The 24373-nt window shown below is 55.3% G+C and carries 19 protein-coding genes; 9 read left to right on the top strand and 10 right to left on the bottom strand.

Translation table 11 applies throughout. The features are described 5' to 3' along the window. Positions 1 to 320 precede the first annotated feature (320 nt). On the top strand, positions 321 to 623 hold the full coding sequence (locus tag K9G39_RS06015; RefSeq protein WP_292004029.1) for a (2Fe-2S) ferredoxin domain-containing protein: 303 nt from the start codon (positions 321 to 323) through the stop codon (positions 621 to 623). A gap of 105 nt (positions 624 to 728) precedes the next feature. Here the strand turns inward: K9G39_RS06015 and acs are convergent, their stop codons facing one another. The 5 genes from acs to rsmI form a co-directional block, all read right to left on the bottom strand. Further along, on the bottom strand, positions 729 to 2705 hold the full coding sequence (gene acs, locus K9G39_RS06010) for an acetate--CoA ligase (protein WP_292004028.1): 1977 nt from the start codon (positions 2703 to 2705) through the stop codon (positions 729 to 731). Positions 2706 to 2899: 194 nt separating this feature from the next. After that, complete coding sequence (gene leuS / locus K9G39_RS06005; RefSeq protein ID WP_292004027.1) at positions 2900 to 5317, bottom strand: leucine--tRNA ligase; 2418 nt, start codon at positions 5315 to 5317, stop codon at positions 2900 to 2902. A 151-nt stretch (positions 5318 to 5468) separates the two neighbouring features. Continuing rightward, positions 5469 to 7670 (bottom strand): polyribonucleotide nucleotidyltransferase, encoded by a 2202-nt coding sequence (locus tag K9G39_RS06000; protein WP_292004026.1) that lies wholly within the window; start codon positions 7668 to 7670, stop codon positions 5469 to 5471. 170 nt (positions 7671 to 7840) lie between these two features. Next, the gene (panC, locus tag K9G39_RS05995; protein WP_292004025.1) at positions 7841 to 8692 is read right to left on the bottom strand and encodes a pantoate--beta-alanine ligase; all 852 of its coding nucleotides are present in this window, start codon (positions 8690 to 8692) and stop codon (positions 7841 to 7843) included. Further along, positions 8676 to 9428 carry a 16S rRNA (cytidine(1402)-2'-O)-methyltransferase gene (gene rsmI, locus K9G39_RS05990; protein ID WP_292004024.1) on the bottom strand — a complete coding sequence of 251 codons (753 nt, stop codon included), beginning with the start codon at positions 9426 to 9428 and terminating at the stop codon, positions 8676 to 8678. Before rsmI ends, panC begins: the two co-directional genes overlap by 17 nt. A 99-nt stretch (positions 9429 to 9527) precedes the next feature. Here rsmI and K9G39_RS05985 point away from each other — a divergent pair, with 99 nt between their 5' ends. Together K9G39_RS05985 and K9G39_RS05980 are read left to right on the top strand one after the other, a co-directional pair. Beyond that, positions 9528 to 10544, top strand: coding sequence for an oligopeptide/dipeptide ABC transporter ATP-binding protein (locus K9G39_RS05985; protein WP_292004023.1), 1017 nt, complete (start codon positions 9528 to 9530; stop codon positions 10542 to 10544). A 39-nt stretch (positions 10545 to 10583) separates the two neighbouring features. After that, positions 10584 to 12377, top strand: coding sequence for a S49 family peptidase (locus K9G39_RS05980; RefSeq protein WP_292004022.1), 1794 nt, complete (start codon positions 10584 to 10586; stop codon positions 12375 to 12377). Positions 12378 to 12441: 64 nt separating this feature from the next. On the opposite strand, the gene K9G39_RS05975 is transcribed toward K9G39_RS05980, so the two are convergent. From K9G39_RS05975 to K9G39_RS05960, 4 genes are all read right to left on the bottom strand, one after another. Further along, positions 12442 to 13770: a hypothetical protein gene (locus K9G39_RS05975; RefSeq protein ID WP_292004021.1), complete on the bottom strand. Its 1329-nt coding sequence runs from the start codon at positions 13768 to 13770 to the stop codon at positions 12442 to 12444. A 130-nt stretch (positions 13771 to 13900) separates the two neighbouring features. After that, complete coding sequence (locus tag K9G39_RS05970) at positions 13901 to 14044, bottom strand: hypothetical protein (RefSeq protein WP_292004020.1); 144 nt, start codon at positions 14042 to 14044, stop codon at positions 13901 to 13903. Positions 14045 to 14104: 60 nt separating this feature from the next. Next, a complete protein-coding gene (locus K9G39_RS05965; protein WP_292004019.1) occupies positions 14105 to 15661 on the bottom strand; it encodes a YifB family Mg chelatase-like AAA ATPase in 1557 nt (518 codons plus the stop codon). Between the two features lie 119 nt (positions 15662 to 15780). Beyond that, entirely contained in the window at positions 15781 to 18549 is a 2769-nt protein-coding gene (locus K9G39_RS05960) for a phosphoenolpyruvate carboxylase (protein ID WP_292004018.1), read from the bottom strand. 451 nt (positions 18550 to 19000) lie between these two features. Between K9G39_RS05960 and K9G39_RS05955 the strand changes: the two genes are divergently transcribed. Beyond that, entirely contained in the window at positions 19001 to 19702 is a 702-nt protein-coding gene (locus K9G39_RS05955) for a photosystem P840 reaction-center cytochrome c-551 (RefSeq protein ID WP_292004017.1), read from the top strand. Positions 19703 to 19783: 81 nt separating this feature from the next. On the opposite strand, the gene queF is transcribed toward K9G39_RS05955, so the two are convergent. Beyond that, the gene (gene queF, locus K9G39_RS05950; protein ID WP_292004016.1) at positions 19784 to 20137 is read right to left on the bottom strand and encodes a preQ(1) synthase; all 354 of its coding nucleotides are present in this window, start codon (positions 20135 to 20137) and stop codon (positions 19784 to 19786) included. Between the two features lie 143 nt (positions 20138 to 20280). Here queF and K9G39_RS05945 point away from each other — a divergent pair, with 143 nt between their 5' ends. The 5 genes from K9G39_RS05945 to hprK all read left to right on the top strand — a co-directional run bounded on the left by K9G39_RS05945 (position 20281) and on the right by hprK (position 24325). Next, positions 20281 to 20991, top strand: a complete 711-nt coding sequence (locus K9G39_RS05945; protein WP_292004015.1) for a methyltransferase domain-containing protein — start codon at positions 20281 to 20283, stop codon at positions 20989 to 20991. Beyond that, complete coding sequence (locus K9G39_RS05940; protein ID WP_292004014.1) at positions 20981 to 21841, top strand: DUF4905 domain-containing protein; 861 nt, start codon at positions 20981 to 20983, stop codon at positions 21839 to 21841. Before K9G39_RS05945 ends, K9G39_RS05940 begins: the two co-directional genes overlap by 11 nt. Positions 21842 to 21845: 4 nt before the next feature. After that, positions 21846 to 22853: a tyrosine-type recombinase/integrase gene (locus tag K9G39_RS05935; RefSeq protein ID WP_292004013.1), complete on the top strand. Its 1008-nt coding sequence runs from the start codon at positions 21846 to 21848 to the stop codon at positions 22851 to 22853. 78 nt (positions 22854 to 22931) lie between these two features. Continuing rightward, the gene (locus K9G39_RS05930; RefSeq protein WP_292004012.1) at positions 22932 to 23255 is read left to right on the top strand and encodes an HPF/RaiA family ribosome-associated protein; all 324 of its coding nucleotides are present in this window, start codon (positions 22932 to 22934) and stop codon (positions 23253 to 23255) included. A 77-nt stretch (positions 23256 to 23332) separates the two neighbouring features. After that, positions 23333 to 24325: an HPr(Ser) kinase/phosphatase gene (gene hprK, locus K9G39_RS05925; protein WP_292004011.1), complete on the top strand. Its 993-nt coding sequence runs from the start codon at positions 23333 to 23335 to the stop codon at positions 24323 to 24325. Positions 24326 to 24373 lie beyond the last annotated feature (48 nt).

Genomic DNA, 24373 nt, shown 5'->3' with positions numbered 1-24373 from the left:
ACATACCATGGGGACTCAAGTCCCAAGGCCATCTGAAAAAGGGTAAGGTCGTTCATGAGCGTACTGGTTACTGGCTTAGTTGGTTACACCACAATATACGCTTCTGATATCATCACCCACTTGAAACAGCGAGGAGCCCAAAAAAAGTTGTTACGCGCCCCAATTGCTCGGGTTGGTCGGTTCCGGACAATGTGCCCTTATTCGTCCTGATTCGGCTTTATGTCTGTAATGGTTCTGGCGAAAGCCGCGTCGGGAAAAGGACGGTTTGCAATAAGGCCCGATGGTTCAGGGAAATAAGTAAATGACAAGGATCGTGCATCATGGCTGTTCAACATGAATCTCCCTACGTCGTTCATGTTTTTGTCTGTACCAATGATCGTGGCGGAGAAAGAAAATCATGTGCGGACGACGGCAGTCTGCCCGTAAAAGAGGCCTTGAAGCGGGCTGTTGACGAGAAAGGGTGGAAAGGAAAGGTGAGGGTTTCAGCGTCCGGCTGCATGGGGCTTTGCACCACGGGACCCAATGTGATGATCTACCCGCAGAAGGTACTGTTTTCGGGGGTATCGCCGGATGATTTCGAGAGCATTGTGTCGGCTGTTGAACGGTTCGTCGCCGATTCCTGAACATCGGTATTGGTCGCAGGTTTTTATTTGCAAAGCGTCACAAAACAGCGAAGCGCAGCTTTTCGGGCTGCGCTTCCTGTTTATGCGGCAAGGCGTTCCAGGTGATTAATCGTCTTCCTGGTCGCGGAGGTTCTCCAGCACGCCGAAATCTTCGAGCGTGGTGACGTCGCCCTTGATCTCGTTGCTTGTGGCAAGTTCACGCAGCAGTCTGCGCATGATTTTGCCGCTCCGGGTTTTCGGGAGGCCTTTTGCCCAGCGGATTTCGTCCGGTTTGGCGATAGGCCCGATCTCCTTGGCAACGTGGTTGCGGAGCGCTTCGCGGAGCTTCATGTCGCCCTCGTACTCGTCCTTGAGGGTAACGAACGCCACGAGAGCGTTGCCCTTGATGTCGTCCGGACGGCTGACCACAGCGGCTTCTGCGACTGCCTCGTACGAGACGAGCGCGCTTTCGACCTCGCTGGTGCCGAGACGGTGGCCGGATACGTTGACCACGTCATCGACGCGGCCCATGATCCAGATGTAACCGTCTTCGTCCTTGCGGGCGCCGTCGCCGGTGAAGTACATGTCCTCGAATTCCGACCAGTAGGTTTTTTCGTACCGTTCGTTATCGCCGTAAATGGTTCTGAGCATCGACGGCCAGGGTTTTTTGATGACCAGGTATCCGCCTTCGTTGGCCAGGCAGGGTGTGCCGTCCTTGTGCACGACATCGACCATGATGCCGGGAAGGGGACGGGTTGCCGTACCGGGTTTTGTCGGGGTCGCACCGGGAAGCGGAGAGACCATGATGCCGCCGGTTTCGGTCTGCCACCAGGTATCGACGATCGGGCATTTTTCCTGACCGACCACCTTGTGGTACCACATCCAGGCTTCGGGATTGATCGGTTCGCCGACCGTACCGAGCAGGCGAAGCGAGCTGAGATCGTGTTTGGTGACCCATTCGTTGCCGGCGCGGATGAATGCGCGGATGGCGGTAGGAGCGGTGTAGAGAATGGTGACCTTGTGACGGTTGATGATATCCCAGAAACGGTCCCACTGAGGGTAGTTCGGGGCACCTTCGTACATAAGCAGGGTTGCGCCGTTAAGCAGCGGTCCATAGACCATGTAGCTGTGTCCGGTGATCCAGCCTACATCGGCGGTGCACCAGTAGATGTCCTCGTCCTTGATGTCGAACACATATCTGAAGGAGCTTGCGGCATGAACCATGTAGCCGGCCGTCGTGTGCAGAATGCCTTTCGGCTTGCCCGTCGATCCGCTGGTATAGAGTACGAAAAGCGGATGCTCCGATTCGACGTGAACAGGTTCGCAGACATCCATGGCCAGACCCATGAGATCGTGCCACCAATGGTCCATTCCGTCGTGCATGCTGACCTCTTCGCCGGTCACTTTCAGGACGATGACGCTGCGTACCGAAGGGGTGTTGACGATGGCATCGTCGACAATTTTTTTCAGGTTGATGGAGCTTCCGCGACGCCTTGTGCCGTCACAGCAGATCACGAGCTTGGCGCGTGAATCGTTGACTCGTTCGGTAATGGCATGAGCGGAAAAACCTGCGAAAATGACGTTGTGGACGGCCCCAACCCTTGCACAGGCAAGCACGGCAATAACGAGTTCGGGAACCATGCCCATGTATATGGCGACGCGGTCGCCGGGCTGAATGCCTGCAATTTTCAGTACATTGGCGAATTTGCTGACCTGACGGTGCAGTTCGCCGTAAGTGATAACCTGCTGATTTCCCTCTTCACCTTCCCAGATAATGGCCGCCTTGTTCTTTCTCCAGCTCTTCATGTGCACGTCGACGGCGTTGTAGCAGATATTGGTCTGGCCGCCGTTGAACCATTTTGCATAAGGAGTGTTCCATTCGAGCACACTTTCCCATTTCTTGAACCAGTGGAACTGTTCAGCAATACCGGCCCAGTAGGATTCGGGATTTTCGGCTGCAGCGGCATAGAGCTTCTCGTACTCCTCCATCGATGATATGTGAGCGTTTTGCGAGAACTCAGCTGCAGGCGGAAATTTGCGTTTTTCCGACAGAACGGAGCTGATTGAATCCTGATTGGTTGATGTTTTTTCGTCTGTAGCCATTGATCCGGTTTTTATGGGTTAACTGAAAAAGAATATCTACATCACAGGTAAGTGAACAGCAAGATTGAACGGTGGCGGCGGAAATTACAGGCTCGGATAGCGAGTGCATGCACAATCCTGATTTTACATAAAAAAAGAATAGTTATCAATAATTGTTACCGGTACTATATGACATTCCTGTAGTTTCTTTTCGCCTATTTTACAGCAAAGTTTACAAGCTTGTCGGGAACCGTGATTTCCCGGACAATTGTCTTTCCTTCGAGGAATTTAACGACCGATTCGACGCGTTTTGCCTGGTCGAGAATTATCTCTTTCTCCGTGCCGGCAGCAGCGTTGAATGTTCCCCGGAGCTTTCCGTTGACCTGAACGGCAATTTCGACAACGGTGTCTGTGGACAGGCCGGAGTCGTATGCCGGGAACCGTTCACGGCTTATCGATCCGCCGTGGCCAAGTGCCTGCCATAGCTCTTCGGTAATATGCGGTGCATAGGGTGCAAGCAGCAGAAGCAGGGTTTCAACTGCCTCTTTGCTGCGCAGTCCGCTGCGCTGCAGTTCATTGACGAACACCATCATTTCGGCTATGGCGGTATTGAACTTGAGGGCCTCGGTGTCTTCTCCTACTTTTCTGATGGTTTTATGCATGCGCCGCAGCAGATCTTCGGGCATAGCCTCTCCGGACAGTTCAGCAATGGAGCCTTCCTGTTCCGGCCAGACGAGTCGCCATACCTTGCCGAGAAAACGACTGATCCCTTCGATGCCGTTGGTGTTCCAGGGCTTGACCTGTTCGAGAGGTCCGAGGAACATTTCGTAGAGTCTGACGGCATCAGCGCCGTAGGTTTTCAGTACATGGTCGGCAGGGATGACGTTGCCCCTCGATTTGGACATTTTTTCATTGTCCTCGCCGAGGATCATTCCCTGATTGAAGAGTTTCCGGAACGGTTCCGGGGTGGAGACCACGCCCAGGTCGAAAAGCACCTTGTGCCAGAAACGGGCATAAAGCAGGTGCAGCACGGCATGTTCGGCTCCTCCGATATAGAGATCGACGTTCATCCAGTACCGCTCCTTCTCCGGATCGATCAGCTTTTCGCTGTTTTGCGGGTCGATGAAGCGGAGGTAGTACCAGCAGCTTCCGGCCCATTGCGGCATGGTGTTGGTTTCCCTTCTGAATGCGCCATGCTCATCGGTTCCGTACAGCCAGTCGTGGATGGTGGCAAGCGGCGATTCGCCGGTTTCGGAGGGCTGATAGGCCTCGACTTCCGGAAGTGTGAGCGGCAGGCTGGTTTCGGTGCGCAGCGTGCCGTCTTCATAGTGTTTTACCGGAATGGGCTCGCCCCAGTATCGCTGGCGGCTGAAAATCCAGTCGCGGAGTCTGTAGTTGACGGTGCGCTTTCCGGCGCCTCTGCTTTCGAGCCACGAGGCCATGCGGTCGAACGCATCCCTGAAGAGCAGTCCGTCTATGCTGATTTCGCTGTTTGAGGAGTTGACCGGGACGCTCTCTTTTCCCTCGAAAACAGCTTCGTTGACATCATGAGGGCTTTTGATGACCTCGATGATGGGCAGGTTGAATTTTTTTGCGAACTCCCAGTCGCGGCTGTCGTGGGCCGGGACCGACATGATGGCTCCCGTACCGTAGCTTGTGAGCACGAAATCCGAAATCCAGACCGGAAGCGGCTCTCCGGTGGCGGGGTTGATGGCGTAGGAGCCGGTGAAGACACCGGTTTTTTCTTTCTGCAGCCCGGTGCGCTCAAGTTCTGTTTTTAACTTCGCGCGGCCGATGTAGGCTTTGACTTCCTTGAGGTTGTCCGCAGTGGCGAGTTTTTCGGCCAGCGGGTGTTCGGGAGAGACCACCAGATAGGTCGCGCCGAAGAGGGTATCGGGACGTGTGGTGTAGACCCGGAGGTTTTTACCGTGACAGCGCAGTTTGAAATCGATTTCCACGCCTTCGGAGCGTCCGATCCAGTTTCGTTGCATCTGCTTGACGTTCTCCGGCCAGTCGAGCAGGTCGAGGTCGGCCAGCAGCCGTTCGGCATAAGCCGTGATTTTCAGCACCCACTGTCGCAGCGGGCGGCGCACTACCGTATGTCCTTCGGCAATCTTTTCGTCCACCTCTTCGTTGGCAAGCACGGTTTTGAGCTCCGGGCACCAGTTGACGTCCACATCCGACATGTAGGCGAGCCCCATGTCATGGAGGCGCAGAAAAATCCACTGGGTCCATTTGAAGTAGGTTGGGTCGGTTGTATTGATCTCGCGTGACCAGTCGTAGGAAAAGCCCATTGCCTGGAGGGTTTCCCTGAAACTGCGGATATTGTTTTCGGTCGTCGTTTTTGGATGCGTGCCGGTTTTGATGGCGTACTGCTCGGCTGGAAGCCCGAATGCGTCCCAGCCCATCGGGTGAAGCACGTTGAAACCTTTGCTGCGTTTGTACCGGGCGATAATGTCCGAAGCGGTGTACCCTTCCAGATGCCCTACATGCAGGCCCGACCCGCTTGGGTAGGGGAACATGTCGAGCACGTAGTATTTTGGCCTGTCATGCTCTTCACCTGTACCGAATGTGTCGTTTTCCTGCCACGTCGCCTGCCATTTTTTCTCGATCGCTGAAAAATCGTACCGCATGATTTTCTTTTCTCTTCAAATTCCTGTTTTTGCTTTCGTAAGCATAAAAAGTATGCTGAAAATATGAATAGCCGTCCGCCGAAAAAACGGGGTTCCTAAAAAAAAAGCAGTGCAGGACGGCCTGCACTGCTTTTGGTGCGCAGATTTTTCTCTACTGGTTTTCCTTGTTGTTCTCTTGTGTAGCACCGTTGGCCGCGTCGATTTCGACCGCTCTCATTGAGAGCGCGAAGCGGGTTTTACCGGTACGGGGATCCTTGCGGACATCAACCAGCTTGACCTTTATGCGGTCACCGATTTTAAGATGGTCACTTACTTTGGCGACCCGTTCTGTTGCCGATATTTCCGAAATGTGAACAAGTCCGTCGGTTTTCGGAAGGAATTCAACAAAGGCGCCAAGCTCATCGCGTATGTCGCGAACCTTGCCGAGGTAGGTCGTGCCGACTTCGGGTTTGGCCAGGAGGGTCTTTATGGTGGCAAGGGCGGCGTGGGTGCCTTCGACGTTCGAACAGGCGATGGTCACGGTTCCGTCGTCCTCGATATTGATTTCGGCGCCGGTCTCTTCGGTGATGCTGCGGATGGTCTCTCCGCCCTTGCCGATAATGAGGCCGATGGCGTCAACCGGAATCTGGATGGTGGTGAGTCTCGGTGCGTAGGCGGCCAGTTCCTCACGGGAAGCAGGAATGGCCTCTTCCATTTTGCCGAGAATGTGGAGCCGTCCTTTGCGGGCCTGTTCGAGAGCGTTTTCAAGAATGTGGTAGTCGAGGCCGTCGATTTTGATGTCCATCTGGCAGGCGGTAATGCCGTCTGCGGTACCGGACACCTTGAAGTCCATGTCGCCGAGATGGTCCTCATTGCCGAGAATATCCGAAAGCACCGCGTATTCGGAGCCATCCTTGATAAGTCCCATGGCTATGCCGGAAACCGGTTTTCTGATGGGAACACCGCCGTCCATGAGGGCAAGCGTACCGCCGCATACCGAGGCCATGGAGGACGAGCCGTTCGACTCGAGAATGTCGGAAACGATCCTGACCGTGTAGGGGAACTCCTGTTCCGAAGGTGCGACCATCCTGATTGCCCGTTCTGCAAGGTTGCCGTGACCGATCTCCCTGCGGCTGGTTCCGCCCATGCGGCCGGTTTCGCCGACCGAGAAGGGAGGGAAGTTGTAGTGCAGCATGAACCGCTTGTCGGCGGTGTCGGTAAGGGTATCGACCGACTGGGCGTCTTTTTTCGTGCCGAGTGTGACCGTAACGAGCGCCTGTGTTTCGCCGCGGGTGAAGAGGGCCGATCCGTGCGCTCTCGGAATGACGCCGAGTTCGATACTGATGGGGCGAACCTGTTCGAGGCTTCTGCCGTCAAGGCGCTTGCCGTCGTCGAGAATCATGCGGCGCATGACTTTTTTCTCGATCGAGTGGATCTCGTCCTTGATGATATGTTCGTTGGTGCAGAGGGCTTTTGCCGGGTCGGCTTCTATCTCTTCGCTCTGGAAGGCTTCCTTGAAGTGATCGAGCGCGGCTTTCAGGGTTTCGTTGTAGATAAGCGCGGTTTCCGATGCGCGAATCTCTTTTGCGAGCGGGTTGTAGGCGAGTTCCTTCAGACGCTGTTCACAGAGCTGGCGGACTTTCTCCGTAAGCTCCAGAGGTACGGCAACCGGAGTGAACGGCCGTTTTGCCCTGGCGATTTCAGCAGCCATCTCATCCTGGACAGCACAGATTCTGCGGATGGCGTCGTGGCCGAATTTTATGGCTTCGAGCATTTCCGTCTCGGAAATTTCCTTCATCTCTCCTTCAAGCATGCAGACAGTATGGGCTGTGCCGCCGATGCAGATGTCAAGGTCGCTTTTCTGCAGCTCGTTGATGTCGGGGTTGACGATGAACTCGCCGTTGATCCTTCCGACGCGCACTTCGGACATGGCGTTCGGGAAGGGGATATCGGAAACCATGATGGCAGCCGAGGCTGCAATGCCGCCGAGCACGTCGGAATCGTTCAGCTGATCGGAAGAGATAACCGATACGATAACCTGGGTTTCATAATAGTAGCCGTCGGGAAAGAGCGGACGGAGAGCCCGGTCAATCAGACGGGCTGACAGAATTTCCTTTTCGGAGGGGCGGCTTTCGCGCTTGAAGAAGCCTCCGGGGAATTTGCCGGCAGCGGAATATTTTTCGCGGTATTCGACCTGGAGCGGAAAGTAGTCCTGATTAGGGGAGGGAGGTGTTTTGCTGGAGACGACCGTCGCAAGCACCATCGTGTCGCCAAGGCGGACAACTGCGGAGCCGTCAGCCTGTTTTGCCATTTTACCGGTTTCGATCGAGATTATTTTTCCCTGGCCAAGATCAATTACTTTGTTGATAATCATGGAAATCGTTTGAAAATTAGTGATAAAAGTGTTCCCCATCTCCTTTGCATAGCCTCGATGAGCCGCCTTCCGGGTTCTGTCGTTTGTTCCGGCAGCGGAACAGAAAAACAATCAATCCTTCAATATAATAAAAAAAGTGTTTCAAGGTAACCTGCTTTCGGGGGTGCCCCTCACGTTTTGAACAGACGGTTGTCGATCAGCCGGACGGTTCCGGCCCAGGCTGCAATCAGGAGCCGGTACTCCCTTTCCGGTTCGGCCGTTTCAGCGGTAATGAAGCTCCGGTCATCGACGAAACTGACATAGTCCGGCCGGCATTCGGGTTCACGCTCGATCATCGCTCTGATCTCCTCGGCGATAGCCGCAAGGTCGGTACGCTTTTTTTCAAGTTCCATGCCGGCCTGCCGTATGCCCCTGAAAAGCACCGATGCCGATTCCCTCTGTTCCCTGGAGAGATAGATGTTTCTGGAACTCACCGCAAGACCACTTTTCTCCCGTACGACAGGTGACGAAACGATATCGACATCGATATTCAGATCGCGCACCATCCGGAGGATTACGGCAAGCTGCTGGGCATCCTTTTCCCCGAATATGGCCGCATGGGGTTTGGTGATCTGCAGGAGTTTCGTGACGACGGTCGCGACTCCGTTGAAATGTCCGGGACGTTTGGTGCCTTCGAATCCTTCTGCGATGGCTCCTGCATGAATCGTGGTCTGGAAACCTTCCGGATAGACGGCCTCGGGGGAAGGGGCGAAAAGGTAATCGACGCCCGCGGCCTTCGCATGTGCGGCGTCCTGCTCGAACGGTCTCGGATAGCGGTGGAAATCCTCATCCGGGCCGAACTGTTTCGGATTGACGAAAATGGTCATGATGACCGTTCCCGCGATGCTGCGGGCTTTTTCCACCAGACTGAGATGGCCCTCGTGGAGCGCTCCCATGGTCATGACAACGGCGATGCGTTGCCGGTTCAGGCGCAGTTTTTCTACGGCTGCCTGCATCAGGCCGGGTTCAGTGATGATCTGCATGTTCCTCGTACTTGTTGGGTAAGGGGTTTTTCCCGGGGCTTGAGGCGCTTCCGGGATGAACGACCACGACAAACTCCCCTCGAACCTTCTCTTCCGGGAGCTTTTCGATGATGGTTTCGACGGAGCCGCTCAGATACTCTTCATGTATTTTGGTCATCTCCCTGGCGATAAAGATTTCCGCGTCGGGAAGCAGCAGGGCAAGTTCACCGAGCAGCTTTCTGACGCGGTAGGGCGATTCATAGAGCACAAAGGTGGCGCCAAGGGATGAAAGCTGTTCCAGGCGGGTTTTTCTTCCCTTCTTGTGGGGAAGAAACCCGGCAAAAAGAAAGCTGTTGACAGGCAGCGGACAAACGGAGAGCGCCGCAGTCAGGGCGCTGGGCCCCGGGATAGGAAGTACCGTGAACCCTTTTTCCCTGAGTGTGCGAACCATGAGAAAGCCGGGATCGCTTATGGCCGGGGTGCCTGCATCGGTAATGAGCGAGACATCGACGCCCTCTTCGAGCAGGCGGATGATGCGGCTTATGGCCGCCGGTTCGTTGAAATCGTGATAACTGATCAGCTGCTTTCCGCTGATGCCGAGATGGCGGAGCAGAATGGAGGAGCGCCGGGTGTCTTCGCAGGCGATCGCTTCCGAATTCTGAAGGGTTTTTATGGCTCTCAGTGTAATATCGTCGAGGTTGCCCAGCGGTGTCGCAACCACATAAAGGGTGCCGGTATGTCGGAGTCCAGAAGGCAAAATAGTTAAGACCGGATTGCGGCTCAGGTTTCTTATGATAGTTTCAGCATGCGTTTTATTATACTAATAAAAATAGGATAAACAGCTATTCCGGTAACGATGGACCCACAACGACAGCTTCTTTCGGCAAAGGATATTTTTGTTCATTTTCCCGTCAAGGCGGCAGGGCTTGGAGGCAGGCCAAGGCGTGTCAGTGCCGTCAACGGCGTGTCTTTCGAGGTCTACCGTGGGGAGACTCTCGGGCTCGTCGGCGAATCGGGATGCGGCAAGACGACGCTCGGAAGGGCCATTATGCGTATCGGTCACGGGATGGTGAGCGGCAGGATAGATTTTGACGGCCGGGAGATATCCTCTCTGGGAAACAGCGCGTTCAGGCCGTTGCGCAAGGAGATGCAGATGATTTTTCAGGATCCGTTCGGCTCCCTGAACCCGCGCCTTACCGTGGGCCAGATGCTTGGCGAGGTGCTTGCCGTTCATCGTATCGCAAAGGGTGAGGCCGCAAGGAAGCGGATACTCGAACTGCTCGATACGGTGGGCCTGAACCGAGAGTACGCCAACCGTTATCCTCACGAGTTTTCGGGAGGACAGCGGCAGCGGCTCGGTATTGCAAGGGCGTTGGCCGTCAATCCGAAGTTCATCATCTGCGACGAGCCGGTTTCGGCGCTCGATGTTTCGATTCAGTCGCAGATCATAAATCTCCTGAAGGATCTCCAGCGGGATTTTGGCCTTACCTATCTTTTCATTGCGCACGATCTCTCGGTGGTCGAATACATTTCGGACCGTGTTGCGGTGATGTACCTGGGAAAAATCGTGGAGATAGCTCCAGCCGAGGATCTTTACAGCAATCCGAAACACCCCTATACGCAGGCGCTGCTTTCCGCAATTCCGGTGCCGGAACCTGATGGCAGCAGAGAGCGTATTCTTCTGAAAGGGGATCTGCCCGGTCCGATGAACGTTCCGCCGGGGTGCGGTTTTCATCCCCGCTGTCCGGTCGCCATGCCGGAATGCAGCAGAAAGGAGCCCTGTCTCCTGCCCCAGGGAGGCAATGGCGACCATCAGGTAAGCTGCCTGCTTTATGAGAGATGCGAGGATGCCGTTGCATGTTGCTCCGTGTGAAGGGTTTGTCATGTTGATTGCCACTACTAATCCGATACTATGAAAGGAAAAAGCTGCCTGCGCAGGGGATGTCTGTTCTCGCTTGTCATTCCCGCCATTCTTGCCGTGCTGTTCTTCCTGCTCTTTCGCTCCTCGCACGATCTTCAGGACCGCTTCGTGCTTGTCGTCCCTGTTGGCGGCTCGCTCGAAGAGCGGAGCGCCGAATCCGTTTCGGTGCCTTTTCTCATGGAGGAGGGAGAGCTTTCGTTTCAGGATATGCTTTTCATGTTCAATCAGGCTGCCACGGACAAGCGGATCAAGACCGTTCTGCTTGAAATAGGCAACGTACAGGCATCTCCGGCCAAAATCACCGAACTGCGTCAGGCCATCGCCAGACTCAGGGCCGGCGGGCGGAAGGTTGTCGCATGGCTTCATTCCGCCGAGGACAGCGACTACATGCTGGCTGCCGCATGTGATTCCGTTATTGTGGAACGGGGCGGCTATCTGCTGCTCGACGGTCTCAAGGCCGAAACGCTTTACTATACCGGGGCACTCGGCAAAGTCGGCGTCTCCTTTCAGGCGGCGCAGTGGAAGAGGTACAAAAGCGGCGTCGAACCTTTTACCAGAACCGGAGCGAGCCCGGAATATATCGAACAGATCAATGCCCTGCTCGATGCCGTCTACAGCGATTATACGGCCTACGTTTCGAAACGGCGGGGCATAAGCCGCGATTCCATTGTTTCGATTATCGACAACATTGCCCTTGTCAAGGCCGCCGAAGCCGTAAGGCTCGGCCTTGTTGACGGCGTTGCCTCGAACTGGGAGCTGAAGCGCGCGCTTTCGCGCCGCATAACCGGCAAGCCGCCCGAGGAGAGCCTTGATCTTTTCGTTTCGGCCGGTGCATACCGCGAAACGCTCGACTGGCCGGTAAAGGCCGCGCAGAGGGATGCGGTTGCCGTTATCACGATTTCCGGTCCGATTGTACGGAGCGTCGGAGGTGCCGCCATGGCCAGTGATGAGGGCACCGATGTGGGCACGCTTCGTCGTTCGCTCGATGCGGTTCTTCAGGACGATCGGGTGAAGGCGCTGGTGCTTCGCATCGACAGTCCCGGCGGAGATGCGCTTGCCTCGTCCGACATGCTGCAGATGCTCGATTCCGCAGCGGTAAAAAAACCTCTCGTCGTCTCTATGTCGGGTATTGCCGCATCGGGTGGCTATATGGCGGCGCTTGCGGGCAAAACGGTTTATGCGCAGCCGCTAACCATAACCGGTTCGATAGGGGTCTATGCGCTTAAACCCGAGATCAGCGATCTTGCCGAAAAGATCGGCCTCGAAAGGAGCGTGGCGACCCGGGGACGTTTTGCCGACGCCAATACCCTGTTCAAGCCGCTTGAAGGCGAAGCGTATGAAAAATTTATCGGCGCTTCCGGCGATATCTACCTCGACTTCATCGGAAAGGTGGCAAGGTCGAGGAAGATGACCGTGGCTGCTGTGGATTCGGTAGCCGGGGGACGGGTGTGGACCGGCAGGGCGGCATTGCCGAAAGGGCTCGTCGATCGTGAGGGTGGCTTGTTCGACGCCATCCGGGCGGCTCGTTCGCTTGCGAAAATGGATATGGCGAAACAGCCCCGTATCGTGCTCTATCCTGAACGGAAAAGCTGGCTGCAGATGCTTATGGAGGGCAATCCGGCAGGCATTGCCGGAAGCCTGGAGCGCATGGCCGTGAGGAGAGTGGTGCGGGATGTAACGCCCCGGTCGCCATACGGCGCCATGCTCCGTATGCACGAAATGCTGCTGCGTAGCGGGGAGGTTGAGGTGCTTGCCGCCATGCCCTGCGAAATCATCATCCGCTGATTCGCGGCGTCTCCTGCGGAACCGGTAATCGGCTTTTCCGCAGGAGGCGTTGCTTCATGAACGTTCAGAACCGGTAGGTCATCGAACTCTGGGCTCTGAAGGCGTCGCTGTCGGGCGCGTTTTTATAATCCGTGTTCCATTTCGAAAGCTGCAGGCCGAAAATGAAGTTCGGTGTGATCTGGTTCACGTAACTGGCGAACAGGGAGCGGTTTGCCGATCGGGCATTGTCGGCAAGATCGCCGTCCACCGGATCATCGATCCCCCCTCCGATACTGATCGTTACGGCAGGGGAGTATGCGTACCTGAGCGCCGCCCACCCTCCACTCGACCGGATTTCCTCAGGCTCCGCCCCTTTTGCGTTTACGCCCTGAATGATCCCTCCTGCATAGTCGTCGAGGTTCGTTCCGGTGAAATACTCTCCTGCCAGCAGGAGCTTCGAGGAGAGGGGAAGGGAGAGTTCCACGTTGCATGACCATGAGGGCAGGGTGAGGTGCGTATTGCTGAGGTCGCTGTCCCACTCTTCCTGGCCGTAGTGGCCCGAAACGGCTATGGTCGCGGGTTTGCCGTCGGCAGTCAGCGGAGCGGAGAGCGCAATCCGCCCCTGAACGGTCGGCATTGCGGCGTCTTTTCCGGTATCGATGCCCAGCGAGTTTTTCTCCCCGATGCTTCTCGAAGCGGCTGCAGCGATTTCCAGACGGCTCTGTTCAGCAACGCTGAAGCCTTTGGTCAGGCGGAGCTGCGGATGGCGCATGCCGATATTGCCCGATGCCCACATGAGGCCGGGGTCATCGACGAACGGAAGGAGGGATGAGACGAGATCCCAGGTCTGACCCGCAATGATGCTGAAATCCGAAGCTGGCCAGTATGCCTTGAGGTAACCGTGCCGCAGCCGGGGATTGAGGTTGTTTTCCGTGCCTCCGCCGAGAAAATCGAGTTCGATATTGCCCGAAAGCTTCAGGTTTTCGCTGTCCGGCCCGCTGAGGTTGATGCCCAGCCTCGTGGCTCCCGCCGTCAGATTCCATTCGCCGTCGCTGTCCGCGCCGTTTTCAGGCTGTGCCCAGAGGGCGATATTGCCGGGGTAGATCTGTTCGCTATCGTACGACGCGTCAAAACGGGCAAATCCGTAGAGTTGCGCCCTGACTCCCGAAGCGGTGGTTACCGCAATACCGGCAGGAGGGGCAGGATTTGATGCGGGTGCGGCTGGAGTGGCCGGTGCGGCCATGACCGGGGCCTGAACCGGGGTTGTTTGCCGGACAAGTGTTTTCAGCTCGGCCAGTTCCTTTTCGAGCCGGATCACCCTTTCCTCAAGGGTTTCGGCGGCCGTCGCCGCCGGAGGGGCCAGCAGCAGGCCTGCCAGCATGAGCGCATACGGAAGGGCGCGTTTCCTGTTCATGGGCGAGTGTGCTTTCAGTGGTTTGTTGCTTCGGATGCAGGTCGCAGAAAAAACCTGAATATACATTCCGGAAGGGAAACCCCGGAACAGGGAAATTGCGGGAACGGAACTTCGGGCGGCTTTCCGTAACTCACAGTTGAGCCATCCACGATTGCACAAGTTTCCTGATTGTTGTTCGGAGCCTGTTGATGCCTTCCTTGTGCGGATGGTCAAGTTCGTTCATGAACGTGTCTGCATCCCGGAGCGGTTGCACGCGTGATCTTTTCTTTGACATGCGCTTCTCCTTACTCGATTCTGCAATTGACCGGATTATCGGCATGGCCTGGTTTCCTGTTCAGAAGCTCCAGAAGTCGCGGTCGAGGTTTCGGTACTGGATGCCCTGCACGAGATGGCGCATCTCCACACTTTCCGATCCGTCAAGGTCAGCGATGGTGCGGCTGACTTTGAGGATGCGGTCGTGCGCCCTTGCCGAGAGGTTCAGGAGGTTCATGGCGTCCATGAGCTTTTGCGAACTTTCGGGGGAGAGCGCGCAGAACTTTTTGATGAGCTTTGTGTTCATCTGCGCATTGGTGTAGACGCCGGTGCAGGAGGCTGCGGCGAACCGATCTCGTTGTACCTCCCGTGCCCGGATGACCCTCAGGCGGATGTTTCGGGAGCATTCGGAGGCGGCGGCAGAAAACAGCTCTGTGTTTTCCACTTTCGGTACGTCGATGTGGATGTCGATGCGGTCGAGCAGCGGACCCGAAATTTTCGAGAGGTAGCGCTGTATCTCCCTCGGCGAAGCGGTCAGGTTGCCGTCGCGGTCCTTGAGGGCGCCTGCCGGGCTGGGGTTCATTGCGGCCACGAGCATGAAGCCTGCGGGATAGCGGGTGGTTATCGATATTCTGGAAACCGTGACCTCGCGGTCCTCCAGTGGCTGGCGGAGCACCTCGAGCGCGCTTCGGCTGAATTCGGGAAGCTCGTCGAGAAAGAGGATACCGTTGTGCGCAAGGCTCACCTCTCCGGGTTTCGCGGTGGTGCCACCCCCGATGAGCGCGACATTGCTGGTAGTGTGGTGCGGGTTCCGGAAGGGACGGGTCACCATGAGGGGCCTGTCCTTTTCGAGCAGGCTCGCGACGGAGTAGATTTTGGTGGTTTCCAGCGACTCTTCGAAGCCGAGGGGCGGCAGGATGCCCGGCAGCGCCTTGGCCAGCATGGTTTTGCCGCTGCCTGGAGGTCCGATCATGAGCAGGTTGTGCCCGCCGGCAGCGGCGATTTCGAGGGCTTTTTTTGCGGCCTGCTGCCCTTTGATGTCGGCGAAATCCACCGGGTATTCCGGTTCCGAGGTGAAGAGTTCGGCAACGTTCACCTCTACGGGAGGCCGGCTCTCCTTTCCGTTCAGCAGCGCGACGGTTTCGTTGAGGGTTTCCACCCCGAAAACCTCGATGCCGGCGTTCGAGGCCGAAACCGCGACGGCAGCTTCAGCCGCGTTGCCGAGGGGCACGATGATCCTGCGGATTTTCTCCCTTGAGGCCATGATTGCAACCGGCAGCGCGCCGTTCACCCGGCGTATCGAGCCGTCGAGGGCGAGTTCACCCATGATGAGGGTGTCGCCGAAGTGGTGATCGACCAGCTTAAGGGATCCGAGCAGCCCGATGGCGACCGGCAGGTCGAAGGCGGTGCCCTCTTTCCTGATGTCGGCAGGGGCGAGGTTGACCGTCACTTTCTTGGGCGGCATGTCGAACCCGGAGTTGCGGATGGCCGTGAGAATCCGCTCGCGGCTCTCCCGGATGGCGTTGTCGGGAAGTCCGACGACGGTGAAGGAGGGGATGCCTCCCGAAACGTTGGTTTCCACATCGACCTTTACGGCGTCGATGCCGACAAGGGAGGCGGCAGCGAGTCTTGAGAGCATGGCTTGTACGGAAATGGATTGGCTGTTGTGCGCTTTTACAGGAATTGTACGTAAAAATAACCTATAACGTTACGTTTTTCCTGTTTTTTCGTGCCGCAGCAGCCTTGACGCAGGCGGATTCATCCGGTCGTGCGCAACCCTCCCGATATGGCATTGACCGTCAGGAAGAGTTCCGGCAGCATGCCGTCCGCCTCTTCATGCATGCCGCAACGGCGGAGTTCCCTCCAGTGTTTCAGGAGGGTGATCTGCTGCTGGTGCAGCATGGCGAGTCCTTCCCGTCGGGGGGCAATGAACCGGTTGACATTGAGCCGCTGGGTTTCAAGCGGCTGGGCGAAAAGCATTTCGATATATGTTTTGGTTCGCTGATATTCTGCTTCGATCATGCCGAGAATACGATTTCTTACGGTGCCGTCGGTGACCAGCGAAGCGTATTCGTGCATGATTTCCGGATCGGCGGAAGCGATGCTGGTGTCTGCATTGCTGACGATGTAGCGAAGGGGTGGCCATGCATGACCGCGGAAGCGGATTTCCTCGAAGGCTACCGGATCAATGCTCTGCAGCGCTTCAAGCGCAGAGCCGACCCCGTACCAGCCCGAAAGGGAAAAACGGGCCTGGTTCCAGCTGAAGACCCAGGGGATTGCCCGAAGATCCGCAAGAGTGGCTTGGCCGCTCCTTCTCGAAGGTCGTGAGCCTATCCGGGTCGATTCAATAATATCAATGGGAGTGGCTTCCCTGAAAAACGTCAGAAACCCTTCGATTTCGATGAGTTGCCTGTAGGCGAGATGGCTTTTTTCGGAGAGCAGATCCATTACTGTTTCGAGGGGGTGTTCCGCTTTTTCCCTTTTCCTCTGCCTGATTACGGCTCCGGCAGTTCCTGCAATGAACAGTTCGAGATTGTATACGGCACTGATGCGGTTGGCATATTTCTGGGCGATGGTTTCTCCCTGCTCGGTAAAGCACATTCCCGCATGAAACGAACCGTAGGGTTGAGCCTTGATGAACCTGTGGGTCGGTCCGGCACCCCGGCTGATGCTGCCACCCCTCCCATGAAAAAACAGGATATCCGTTCCGCAACGCCTGCCGGCTTCGAGCAGTGCTTCCTGTGCCCGGTAGAGTGTCCATGTACTTGCGAAAATGCCCCCGTCCTTGTTGCTGTCGCTGTATCCGATCATGACCTGCTGAACCCGCCCTCTGCTTCCCTTGTTTTTTCTCCGGTAGTCAAGGCTTCTTATGGTCACGGGATGGAGGAGGAACTCCTGCAGTATCGCCGGGCTTTTTTTCAGGTCGTCGATGGTTTCGAAAAGCGGAACGACGGGGAGTATGCAGGCGTCCCCGTCACCGGAAGGGGTCATCAGGCCTACCTCCCTGGCAAAAAGATAGACGACCAGAAGGTCGGAAACGTTTCTGGTCATGCTGACGATAAGGGAGCCCAGGCCGTCGGTTCCGTACCGTTTACCTTGATTGAGCAACACCCTGTAGCTGGCCAGTACAGCTTCAGCTTCGGGCCCGGCCGTCATATCCGGATGGGTGAATGGCCGGGGAGAGTGCAGCTCCCGGTCAAGAAACGCTCTTCTTTCGCATTCGTCCCACTCCAGGAATCCGTTTCCGTCGAGACCGGCTGCCGTCATCAGCTGGGAGAGGGCGAGATCGTGAAAGCGGCTGTTCTGGCGGATATCCAGTGTGCCGAGATGGAAGCCGAATGTCTGCACGATCCGGTAGACGGGCGCGACATCCGTATCGGCAATACAGTGAGCCCCGATTCCCATCAGCGACTCTCTCAGGAGAGCGAGGTCTTCAAGGAGCTCGGCCGCCTCCATGTAGCAGCATGGTTCGGAGGTCGTTCTGATGGTTTCGGATACTCCTGCTTCAAGCGGAAGAGAGGCGATCATGAGGTTGATGAACTGCCTCCATGGTTCATGTCGGTTTCTCCGCATGGCTTCCAGGCCTTTCTCTCCGAGCCTTCCGGCGAGATTTTCGATGCGACGTGCAAGCGAGGCTCCGGGGGCATGGAGCCTTTCGGAAAGACTCAGTTTCGACGCCAGTTCCCTGAGATGGCGGAGCAGAAGCATCAGGGCGTTACTTCGCATGTCGGCAAGGGTCTCTTCCGTTACCTCTGCCGTTACAAGGGGATGCCCGTCGCGATCGCCCCCGACCCAGCTCCCGAACGAGAGACGGGGCTGCGAGCGAGGATCGGAAAGTTTATCCGGATCGAATCCCGTACTCTTCCATGCCTGGAGGAGACGCTTGTCGAGCAGGGGCAGAACCTCCGGGAAAATATTGCAGAGGTAGTGAATCACGTTTCGCCGTTCGGCTGATACTTCAGGTTTGTCGAACAGAATTTCTCCCGTTCTCCATAGCCTTTCCATGACAACCTTGATTTCATTGCGTATCTCCTGCTGTTCCTGAGGGGTCCACATCTGGTTTTCCCGTTTAACCAGAAGCAGATAGAGTTGCCGGTGCTGTTCAAGTACGGTTTTACGTTTCGCTTCCGTAGGGTGGGCCGTCAGGACGGCATTGACGGCGATCTCCGGCAGGAGTGTCTGGATTTCGGTTTCAGCGATGCCAAGATCCCTGAGCCGGCCGAGGGTTCTTCCCCATAGGCCGGTGAGGTGCTCCAGTCCCTTTTCGGCTTCGAGCGCACGTCTGTTCTGTGCGGCGGAGTTCTCTTCCGCCATATTGAGAAGCTGGAAAAAAATGGAAAAAGCCTGCAGGGCGCGCTCGGTATCCGGATAGCGCTCAAGGGGGATGCCTGCATTTTCAAATGGCAGATGGTCCGCCAGTTCATGCTCTCCAAGGTCGCGAAGTACCTCCCGGAAGCATTCGAGCAGGAAGATCGTATCCCTCTCGGCTTTTTCGAAATCGATGATGCTGCTGGTCGCGTTGATCATGAGAGTACCTTTGCTATTAATTTGTTCCGAAACCCGATAACGGTGTTGTCCCGACAAGCCGGGATCGAAATCCTCATTTTCCGGGGGGTTTGACCCTGAACTACCGGCAGGTCGCTCCTCTGGAGCTTATGAAAAACATCTATCGAGCAATAAACAGATGTACGCATAAATATTCAAGGGGGTTCGAGGGTCTCCGGATTTTATTCCGTTCCCTGAGTATTTGCAAAAATCACGGAACATGCAACAGGTATAATTAATGGACATGAGTTCGATCTGATCAGGATGCTCTTGTATCCCTCCACGCCAGGGACTGCAGCCGGTTGGCATGAGCGGAAGGGGGGCTCATGCGGGCTCAATGTTTTTAAGCTTTATGTTTGCCGCCTTTACATATTATGCTTATCTTACTCAATAAAATATCTGTAAGCCACTAACACCTAATTCACTACCTGTCATGGACAACAAATCAAACGGAAAGCTTATTGCGCTTGCAATCGGTGGAGCTGTCTTAATGGGGGCTTTGTTTTTCGGGGTGTCGTTTTTAACCGGGTACAAGGTGCCGGCTGAGAACATCTCTTCGGTTCTGACTCCGTTACGGTCTTTTTCAGGGTGGTTCCTCCTGATTTTCTGCGCTTCGCTTATCATTATGACGCTGGGAAAGATGTCTTCGCGCATCAGCGACAAATGGTTTTTGAGCTTCCCGCTTGGCGCTCTCGGCATTGTTGCTCTCATGTTTATTATCCTCTGGATCAGACCCTCAGGTTTTCTTCTTCCCACTACCGGACGTACCACCACTCTCGAAGGGCAGTCCATCCGTTCGGTTTCCCAGCTGACCGCTTTTCTCGAGGGCGATGCGGATTTTGTGAATGCTACAAAAGCAAGTCTTGAAAAAGCCGCTGCCGACGAAGCTGCCGCCACCGCCGCAGCTCCCGCTTCAGGCGAGACCGCATCGATCGATTTCGACGCGGCCAAAAAGCTGGTCGACACTAAATGCAACAAGTGCCATACGCTCGATTCCGTAAAGGACAAGATGAAGAAGTACATCAAGCAGGGCGAGACCGAAAAAATCGTGCTGACCATGAAAGCTGTCCCGAACTCCGGCATTACCGACGCCGATGTGAAGCAGTTCGTCCCGTGGTTCAATGCGAAATACTGATTTTCCGTACCATTACGGCGGATAAAAAGGAAAAACCCGGTTTCATGCCGGGTTTTTCTGTTGGTGCAAACCTGAGAGCCGTTACCCTTTTCTGCCGCTGTATTCGACCGTTACGGTTTCGGTAATGCCTCCCCTGGCTTTCCATTCGCTTCTGACGGTCATCTCTCTCGGCTGTGATACCGCAACGAGATCGTCGAGAATGGTGTTGGTGACGTTTTCATAAAAAATGCCGGCGTTGCGGAAGTCGAGAAAATAGTATTTGAGCGACTTCAGTTCGATGCAGGTCTTGTCGGGTACGTAGGTGACGGTAATGGTGCCGAAGTCGGGCAGGCCGGTTTTCGGGCAGACCGAGGTGAATTCAGGGTTGACAATCTCGATCGAGTAATCTCTTTCGGGAAAGGTATTGTCAAATACTTCAAGAAGCTCTCTTCTCATAAGGTTTTCTCTTCGGTTTAGGGTATTGAAGCATCATGTTGCCCTGCAAAATAGAAATCCGGCATGATTTTCAGTAAATTCCTGCCGGATTTTTCTTTTTTCAGGGGGGAATCAACCGGGACGGCAATCAACGTACTTGACATATGAACATACAGCAGGGGGAGTGTAAACCAGATCTTGAACGCCTCTATCTCGAACTTGCCGCAGAGTATGATCTGTCGGAAACGCCCTACATGATAGGTGGTCGTTCGTTCAGCTTTCTGAGCGTTCTCGACAGTTATGCGCTTCTCGACAGGATTTCGCCCGAGGAGTTTGTAAAGGATGAACAGATGCCGTATTGGGCTGAAATATGGCCTTCGGCAATAATACTCTCCTCGTTCATTGCCGGGGAGCTTCCGGTGGCCGGAAAGCGAGTGGTGGAGATCGGGGCCGGCATCGGTATGGCTTCGGTTACGGCCGCCGCACATGGTGCAGCCGTGCTTGCGACCGATTACTCTCCCGAAGCTCTTCGCTTTATTCGTTACAATGCCCGGCGGAACTGCGTGCCGCTTGAAACAGCCCGCCTCGACTGGAGGGATGTGCATTGTACAGAGCGGTTCGATATGCTTTTTGCCGCCGATGTACTCTACGAGCGGGTGAACCTGTTTCCGATAGTCATGGCCATCGACAAGCTGATCAAACCTGGCGGTTCGGCTTTTATTGCCGATCCGCGACGCCGGCTTGCCGGACAGTTTCTCGAACTTGCCGGCGAAAACGGTTATTCCATTACCGCGCATACCTCCGACTATGATGGCGGCAAACAGCCCGTTACGGTCAATATCTACAGACTGAGGAAAGAGACCGATGAAGAGTAGTGAACAGGTAAGCCTGAGATGGGTCTACAATGGCGGAAGCGATGCCCGGATATGGCGGCTTTCGTTTACCCGAAACGGATTGCTTGTCTGCCAGAAGCGATGCCTGGAGGGGCGAAGTTCGCTTTTTTTCGTCATTGAAGAACGTTCGGGCAGGATAATACTCGACAACTATCTGCTGCTTCTCCCCGACGGGACGCAACCTGCGGGAGAGGGCTGGTTTACCGGGATCGAGACGGTTTCCGGGAATCTCGCCTATCTGCACGCGTACCAGGAGAACAGCCCCGAGCATCTCGGTCTGTGGGCTGTTTCTCCGGAAACCGGCCTGGTGGTCTGGTCGCATTCGAACATGGTTTACTGCGGAGTTCTCCAGGAGGGGTTGCTTGTCTATATTCCTTCTGTGTTTGCCGGTTTTCCGGAACGTCGCTATCTGATCGTCGATCCTTTAACCGGAGCTGAACTCCGGCGTCCGGACGCAGGCGGCGTCGAGATCAATGCCCTGAGGGAGAGGGTAATTGCGGAGGAGCGGCGGCAGGAGATCGTGCTTCCGGATTTTGCCCCGGAGGGAAGCCCGCTGTATGAAGTGCTTCAGGGTACCGGCATCGCCGAACCGGAGCGGTGCGAGTGCATTGCCACAGGATCTTTTGTTGTCGCAGCCTCTCACGATCACGATCCTCATTCCGGCAGATGGCGGAGCGTGATCCGCTTCTGGCTTGACAGGCAGCTTCTCCATGAAGATGTCATGTCGGAAAAGAGCCTCCGTCCGGCACTGAACAGTTTTCTTCTGCATGGAAGAGGGTTATATTACATGAAAGGGGAGTCGGAACTTGTTGCCATGGATATCCGAATATGACCATATGACGCATCAGCCGCCGGAACATCAGCCTCAAGGTGCCCGAAGCGAATGCTATCCTGAGATCAACAGCTTTCTCGATTACCTGGAGCACGAAAAAAACGTCTCTTCGCATACCCTGACGGCTTACCGTCACGATCTCGACCAGTTTTCCCGGTTTATCGCCGACCATCTCGATATCGCCGATATGCGGGATTTCGCACCCTCAGGGGTTTCGGTAGTCGATATACGCCTCTATATGGGAGTGTTGCTTAAAAAGGGCCTGCAGCCGAAATCCATTGCCCGCAAACTCGCTTCGCTCAAAAGCTTTTACCGATACCTGCTGCATACCGGAGTGATCGACAGCTCGGTTCTTTCCTATGTTTCCACTCCCAAGTATCCGCGGAATGTGCCCGGTTTTCTCACCGAACAACAGACTGAACAGCTTTTCAGGGAGGCTATTCCTCCAGCAGCGTCTTCTCCGGAGGGCTTGCAGGAGCTCGAAGCCTCATTCGTTCTCGAGCGCGATCGCTCACTGCTCGAGGTTCTCTACAGCTGCGGGCTCAGGATATCGGAGATCATCGGTCTCGAGTTGCAGGACGTCAGTATGGAGGGTGGTTCAGTGAAAATAACGGGAAAAGGCAGCAAGCAGAGGATCGTGCCGCTTGGCTCCTGCGCCATGGAAGCACTGAAAAAATATTTTGAAGTCCGGCGAAACTTCTTTAGAATATTCAGTAAGGGCGATGCCGGAGCCTTGACGTATGTGTTCGTAACGAAGAAAGGCAAAAAGATTTATCCCATGCTTGTCCAAAGGGTTACCAGAAAGTATCTGACTCCCGTTACCGAACAGAAAGAGAGAAATCCTCATATTCTTCGACACAGTTTTGCTACCCATATGCTCAACAGCGGGGCCGATCTGAAAAGCGTGAGTGAAATGCTCGGCCACAGCAGTCTGTCGACAACGGAAATCTATACCCACGTCACCTTCACCAGGCTGCGGGAGGTTTACCGGAATGCCCACCCTAAAGCCTGACCGCTTTGGCCCCCACCGATGTACTGGAAGGGGGTTTTGTTCCTTCACTCTGTTCACCATTTATCACTGGAGGTTTCCATGACTAAATCCGTCGATATCGAAACCATCAACGTACAGGTTACCCTGCGCCATTCCAATAATCACAACAGCGTCGAAGAGTATGCCCGAGATGCCGTGCAGTCGCTTGCCAAAGTGTTTCCGGGTATCATCTCCTGTCATATTATTCTCGATCATCAGAAAAACGATGTGGAAAAGAACAAGCTTGCCGAAGTAACCGTACATGTTCCCCAGCATGTCCTGGTTGCCCGGGAAGCCGCCGTGGCCTATGAGCCGGCTGTGGACAGCTGTGTCGAATCGCTTTCACGCCAGCTCCAGAAACACAAGGAAAAAATGGCTCCGTAACCTGCTGCCCGGGGAGCCTGCAGGCTCTGTCCTCCGGCTTCCCGGGCATTTCCTTTATCACTATTTACTCTTGTGCCATGAATCTCGACCAGAAGGGGATGAAAAAGCGATCGATAACGGTCGCCTATTTTTTTGAGAACATCGGCAGGAATCACGATATCAAGCTGCGCCGGCTGAACAGGGTGGATGAACAGAAACGCAGGATCACAGAACGGGAACTGCACCGTCCAGGTCTTGCGCTTGCCGGCTTTACCAATCTCTTCACCTACAAGCGGGTTCAGATTCTCGGTAATACCGAAACCCGTTTTCTCAACAGTTTCGGTGAAACCGAACGAAGGAAGGCTTTTGAGCATCTGGTGCGCTTCAAGGTGCCCTGTATTATTCTTACCAGTACCAACAAACTCAATCCCGAACTGCTCGATATGGCTACAGAGGCGGGTGTGCCGGTTTATGCCACCCGTCACTCCTCGACCAAAGCCATGTATCTGATTACCGATTTTCTTGACGATCAGTTCTCCCTGCATCAGCAGTATCACGGTTCCATGGTCGATGTCTGCGGTGTCGGTGTGCTTCTGACCGGCAAGAGCGGGCTGGGCAAGTCGGAAATTGCCCTCGATCTCATCGAGCGCGGTCACGGCCTTGTCGCCGACGATGTCGTGGTAATCCGCCGCAAGGGGGAGTCGCTGCTTCTCAATGCAAGGCGGAACGACATTATCGACCATTTCATGGAGATCCGCGGTCTCGGCGTTGTCGATGTCAAGGCGAATTTCGGCATCAGGGCAATCCGCGATATCAAGGATGTGCAGGTTGTCGTTGAGCTGCTCGAATGGAACAGGGAAACAGATTATGAACGTCTCGGCCTCGATATGAAGGCCATAAAAATTCTTGGCGTCGACGTTCCGCTGGTACAGCTGCCGATTTTCCCCGGCAAAAACATTGCGGTGATCATCGAGGTGGTTGCCCTGAACTTCCTGCTCAAGCACTATTCAAACTATGTGGCAGCTGAAGCCCTGACTGAAAGGATCAGAACGATAATCGACAAGGAAAAAACACCCGATGATGCGAGTTGAACACATTCAGATGCGATACGGCAGGGAAATCGCATTTTCAGCCATTCT

Origin of the sequence: Chlorobium sp. (assembly GCF_021740465.1) — a bacterium.
Lineage (GTDB): Bacteria > Bacteroidota > Chlorobiia > Chlorobiales > Chlorobiaceae > Chlorobium.
This window is presented reverse-complemented; position numbering and strand designations above follow the sequence as displayed.

What these genes read in the sequence shown, in the direction of transcription:
- K9G39_RS06015 (WP_292004029.1), top strand. Translation starts at nt 321, where the DNA reads ATGGCTGTTCAACATGAATCTCCCTACGTCGTTCATGTTTTTGTCTGT.
- acs (WP_292004028.1), bottom strand. Translation starts at nt 2,705, where the DNA reads ATGGCTACAGACGAAAAAACATCAACCAATCAGGATTCAATCAGCTCC.
- K9G39_RS05960 (WP_292004018.1), bottom strand. Translation starts at nt 18,549, where the DNA reads ATGATCAACGCGACCAGCAGCATCATCGATTTCGAAAAAGCCGAGAGG.
- K9G39_RS05955 (WP_292004017.1), top strand. Translation starts at nt 19,001, where the DNA reads ATGGACAACAAATCAAACGGAAAGCTTATTGCGCTTGCAATCGGTGGA.
- K9G39_RS05975 (WP_292004021.1), bottom strand. Translation starts at nt 13,770, where the DNA reads ATGAACAGGAAACGCGCCCTTCCGTATGCGCTCATGCTGGCAGGCCTG.
- leuS (WP_292004027.1), bottom strand. Translation starts at nt 5,317, where the DNA reads ATGCGGTACGATTTTTCAGCGATCGAGAAAAAATGGCAGGCGACGTGG.
- K9G39_RS05945 (WP_292004015.1), top strand. Translation starts at nt 20,281, where the DNA reads ATGAACATACAGCAGGGGGAGTGTAAACCAGATCTTGAACGCCTCTAT.
- K9G39_RS05935 (WP_292004013.1), top strand. Translation starts at nt 21,846, where the DNA reads ATGACGCATCAGCCGCCGGAACATCAGCCTCAAGGTGCCCGAAGCGAA.
- K9G39_RS05985 (WP_292004023.1), top strand. Translation starts at nt 9,528, where the DNA reads ATGGACCCACAACGACAGCTTCTTTCGGCAAAGGATATTTTTGTTCAT.
- K9G39_RS06000 (WP_292004026.1), bottom strand. Translation starts at nt 7,670, where the DNA reads ATGATTATCAACAAAGTAATTGATCTTGGCCAGGGAAAAATAATCTCG.
- panC (WP_292004025.1), bottom strand. Translation starts at nt 8,692, where the DNA reads ATGCAGATCATCACTGAACCCGGCCTGATGCAGGCAGCCGTAGAAAAA.
- K9G39_RS05930 (WP_292004012.1), top strand. Translation starts at nt 22,932, where the DNA reads ATGACTAAATCCGTCGATATCGAAACCATCAACGTACAGGTTACCCTG.
- K9G39_RS05965 (WP_292004019.1), bottom strand. Translation starts at nt 15,661, where the DNA reads ATGCTCTCAAGACTCGCTGCCGCCTCCCTTGTCGGCATCGACGCCGTA.
- queF (WP_292004016.1), bottom strand. Translation starts at nt 20,137, where the DNA reads ATGAGAAGAGAGCTTCTTGAAGTATTTGACAATACCTTTCCCGAAAGA.
- K9G39_RS05940 (WP_292004014.1), top strand. Translation starts at nt 20,981, where the DNA reads ATGAAGAGTAGTGAACAGGTAAGCCTGAGATGGGTCTACAATGGCGGA.
- K9G39_RS05980 (WP_292004022.1), top strand. Translation starts at nt 10,584, where the DNA reads ATGAAAGGAAAAAGCTGCCTGCGCAGGGGATGTCTGTTCTCGCTTGTC.
- K9G39_RS05970 (WP_292004020.1), bottom strand. Translation starts at nt 14,044, where the DNA reads ATGTCAAAGAAAAGATCACGCGTGCAACCGCTCCGGGATGCAGACACG.
- hprK (WP_292004011.1), top strand. Translation starts at nt 23,333, where the DNA reads ATGAATCTCGACCAGAAGGGGATGAAAAAGCGATCGATAACGGTCGCC.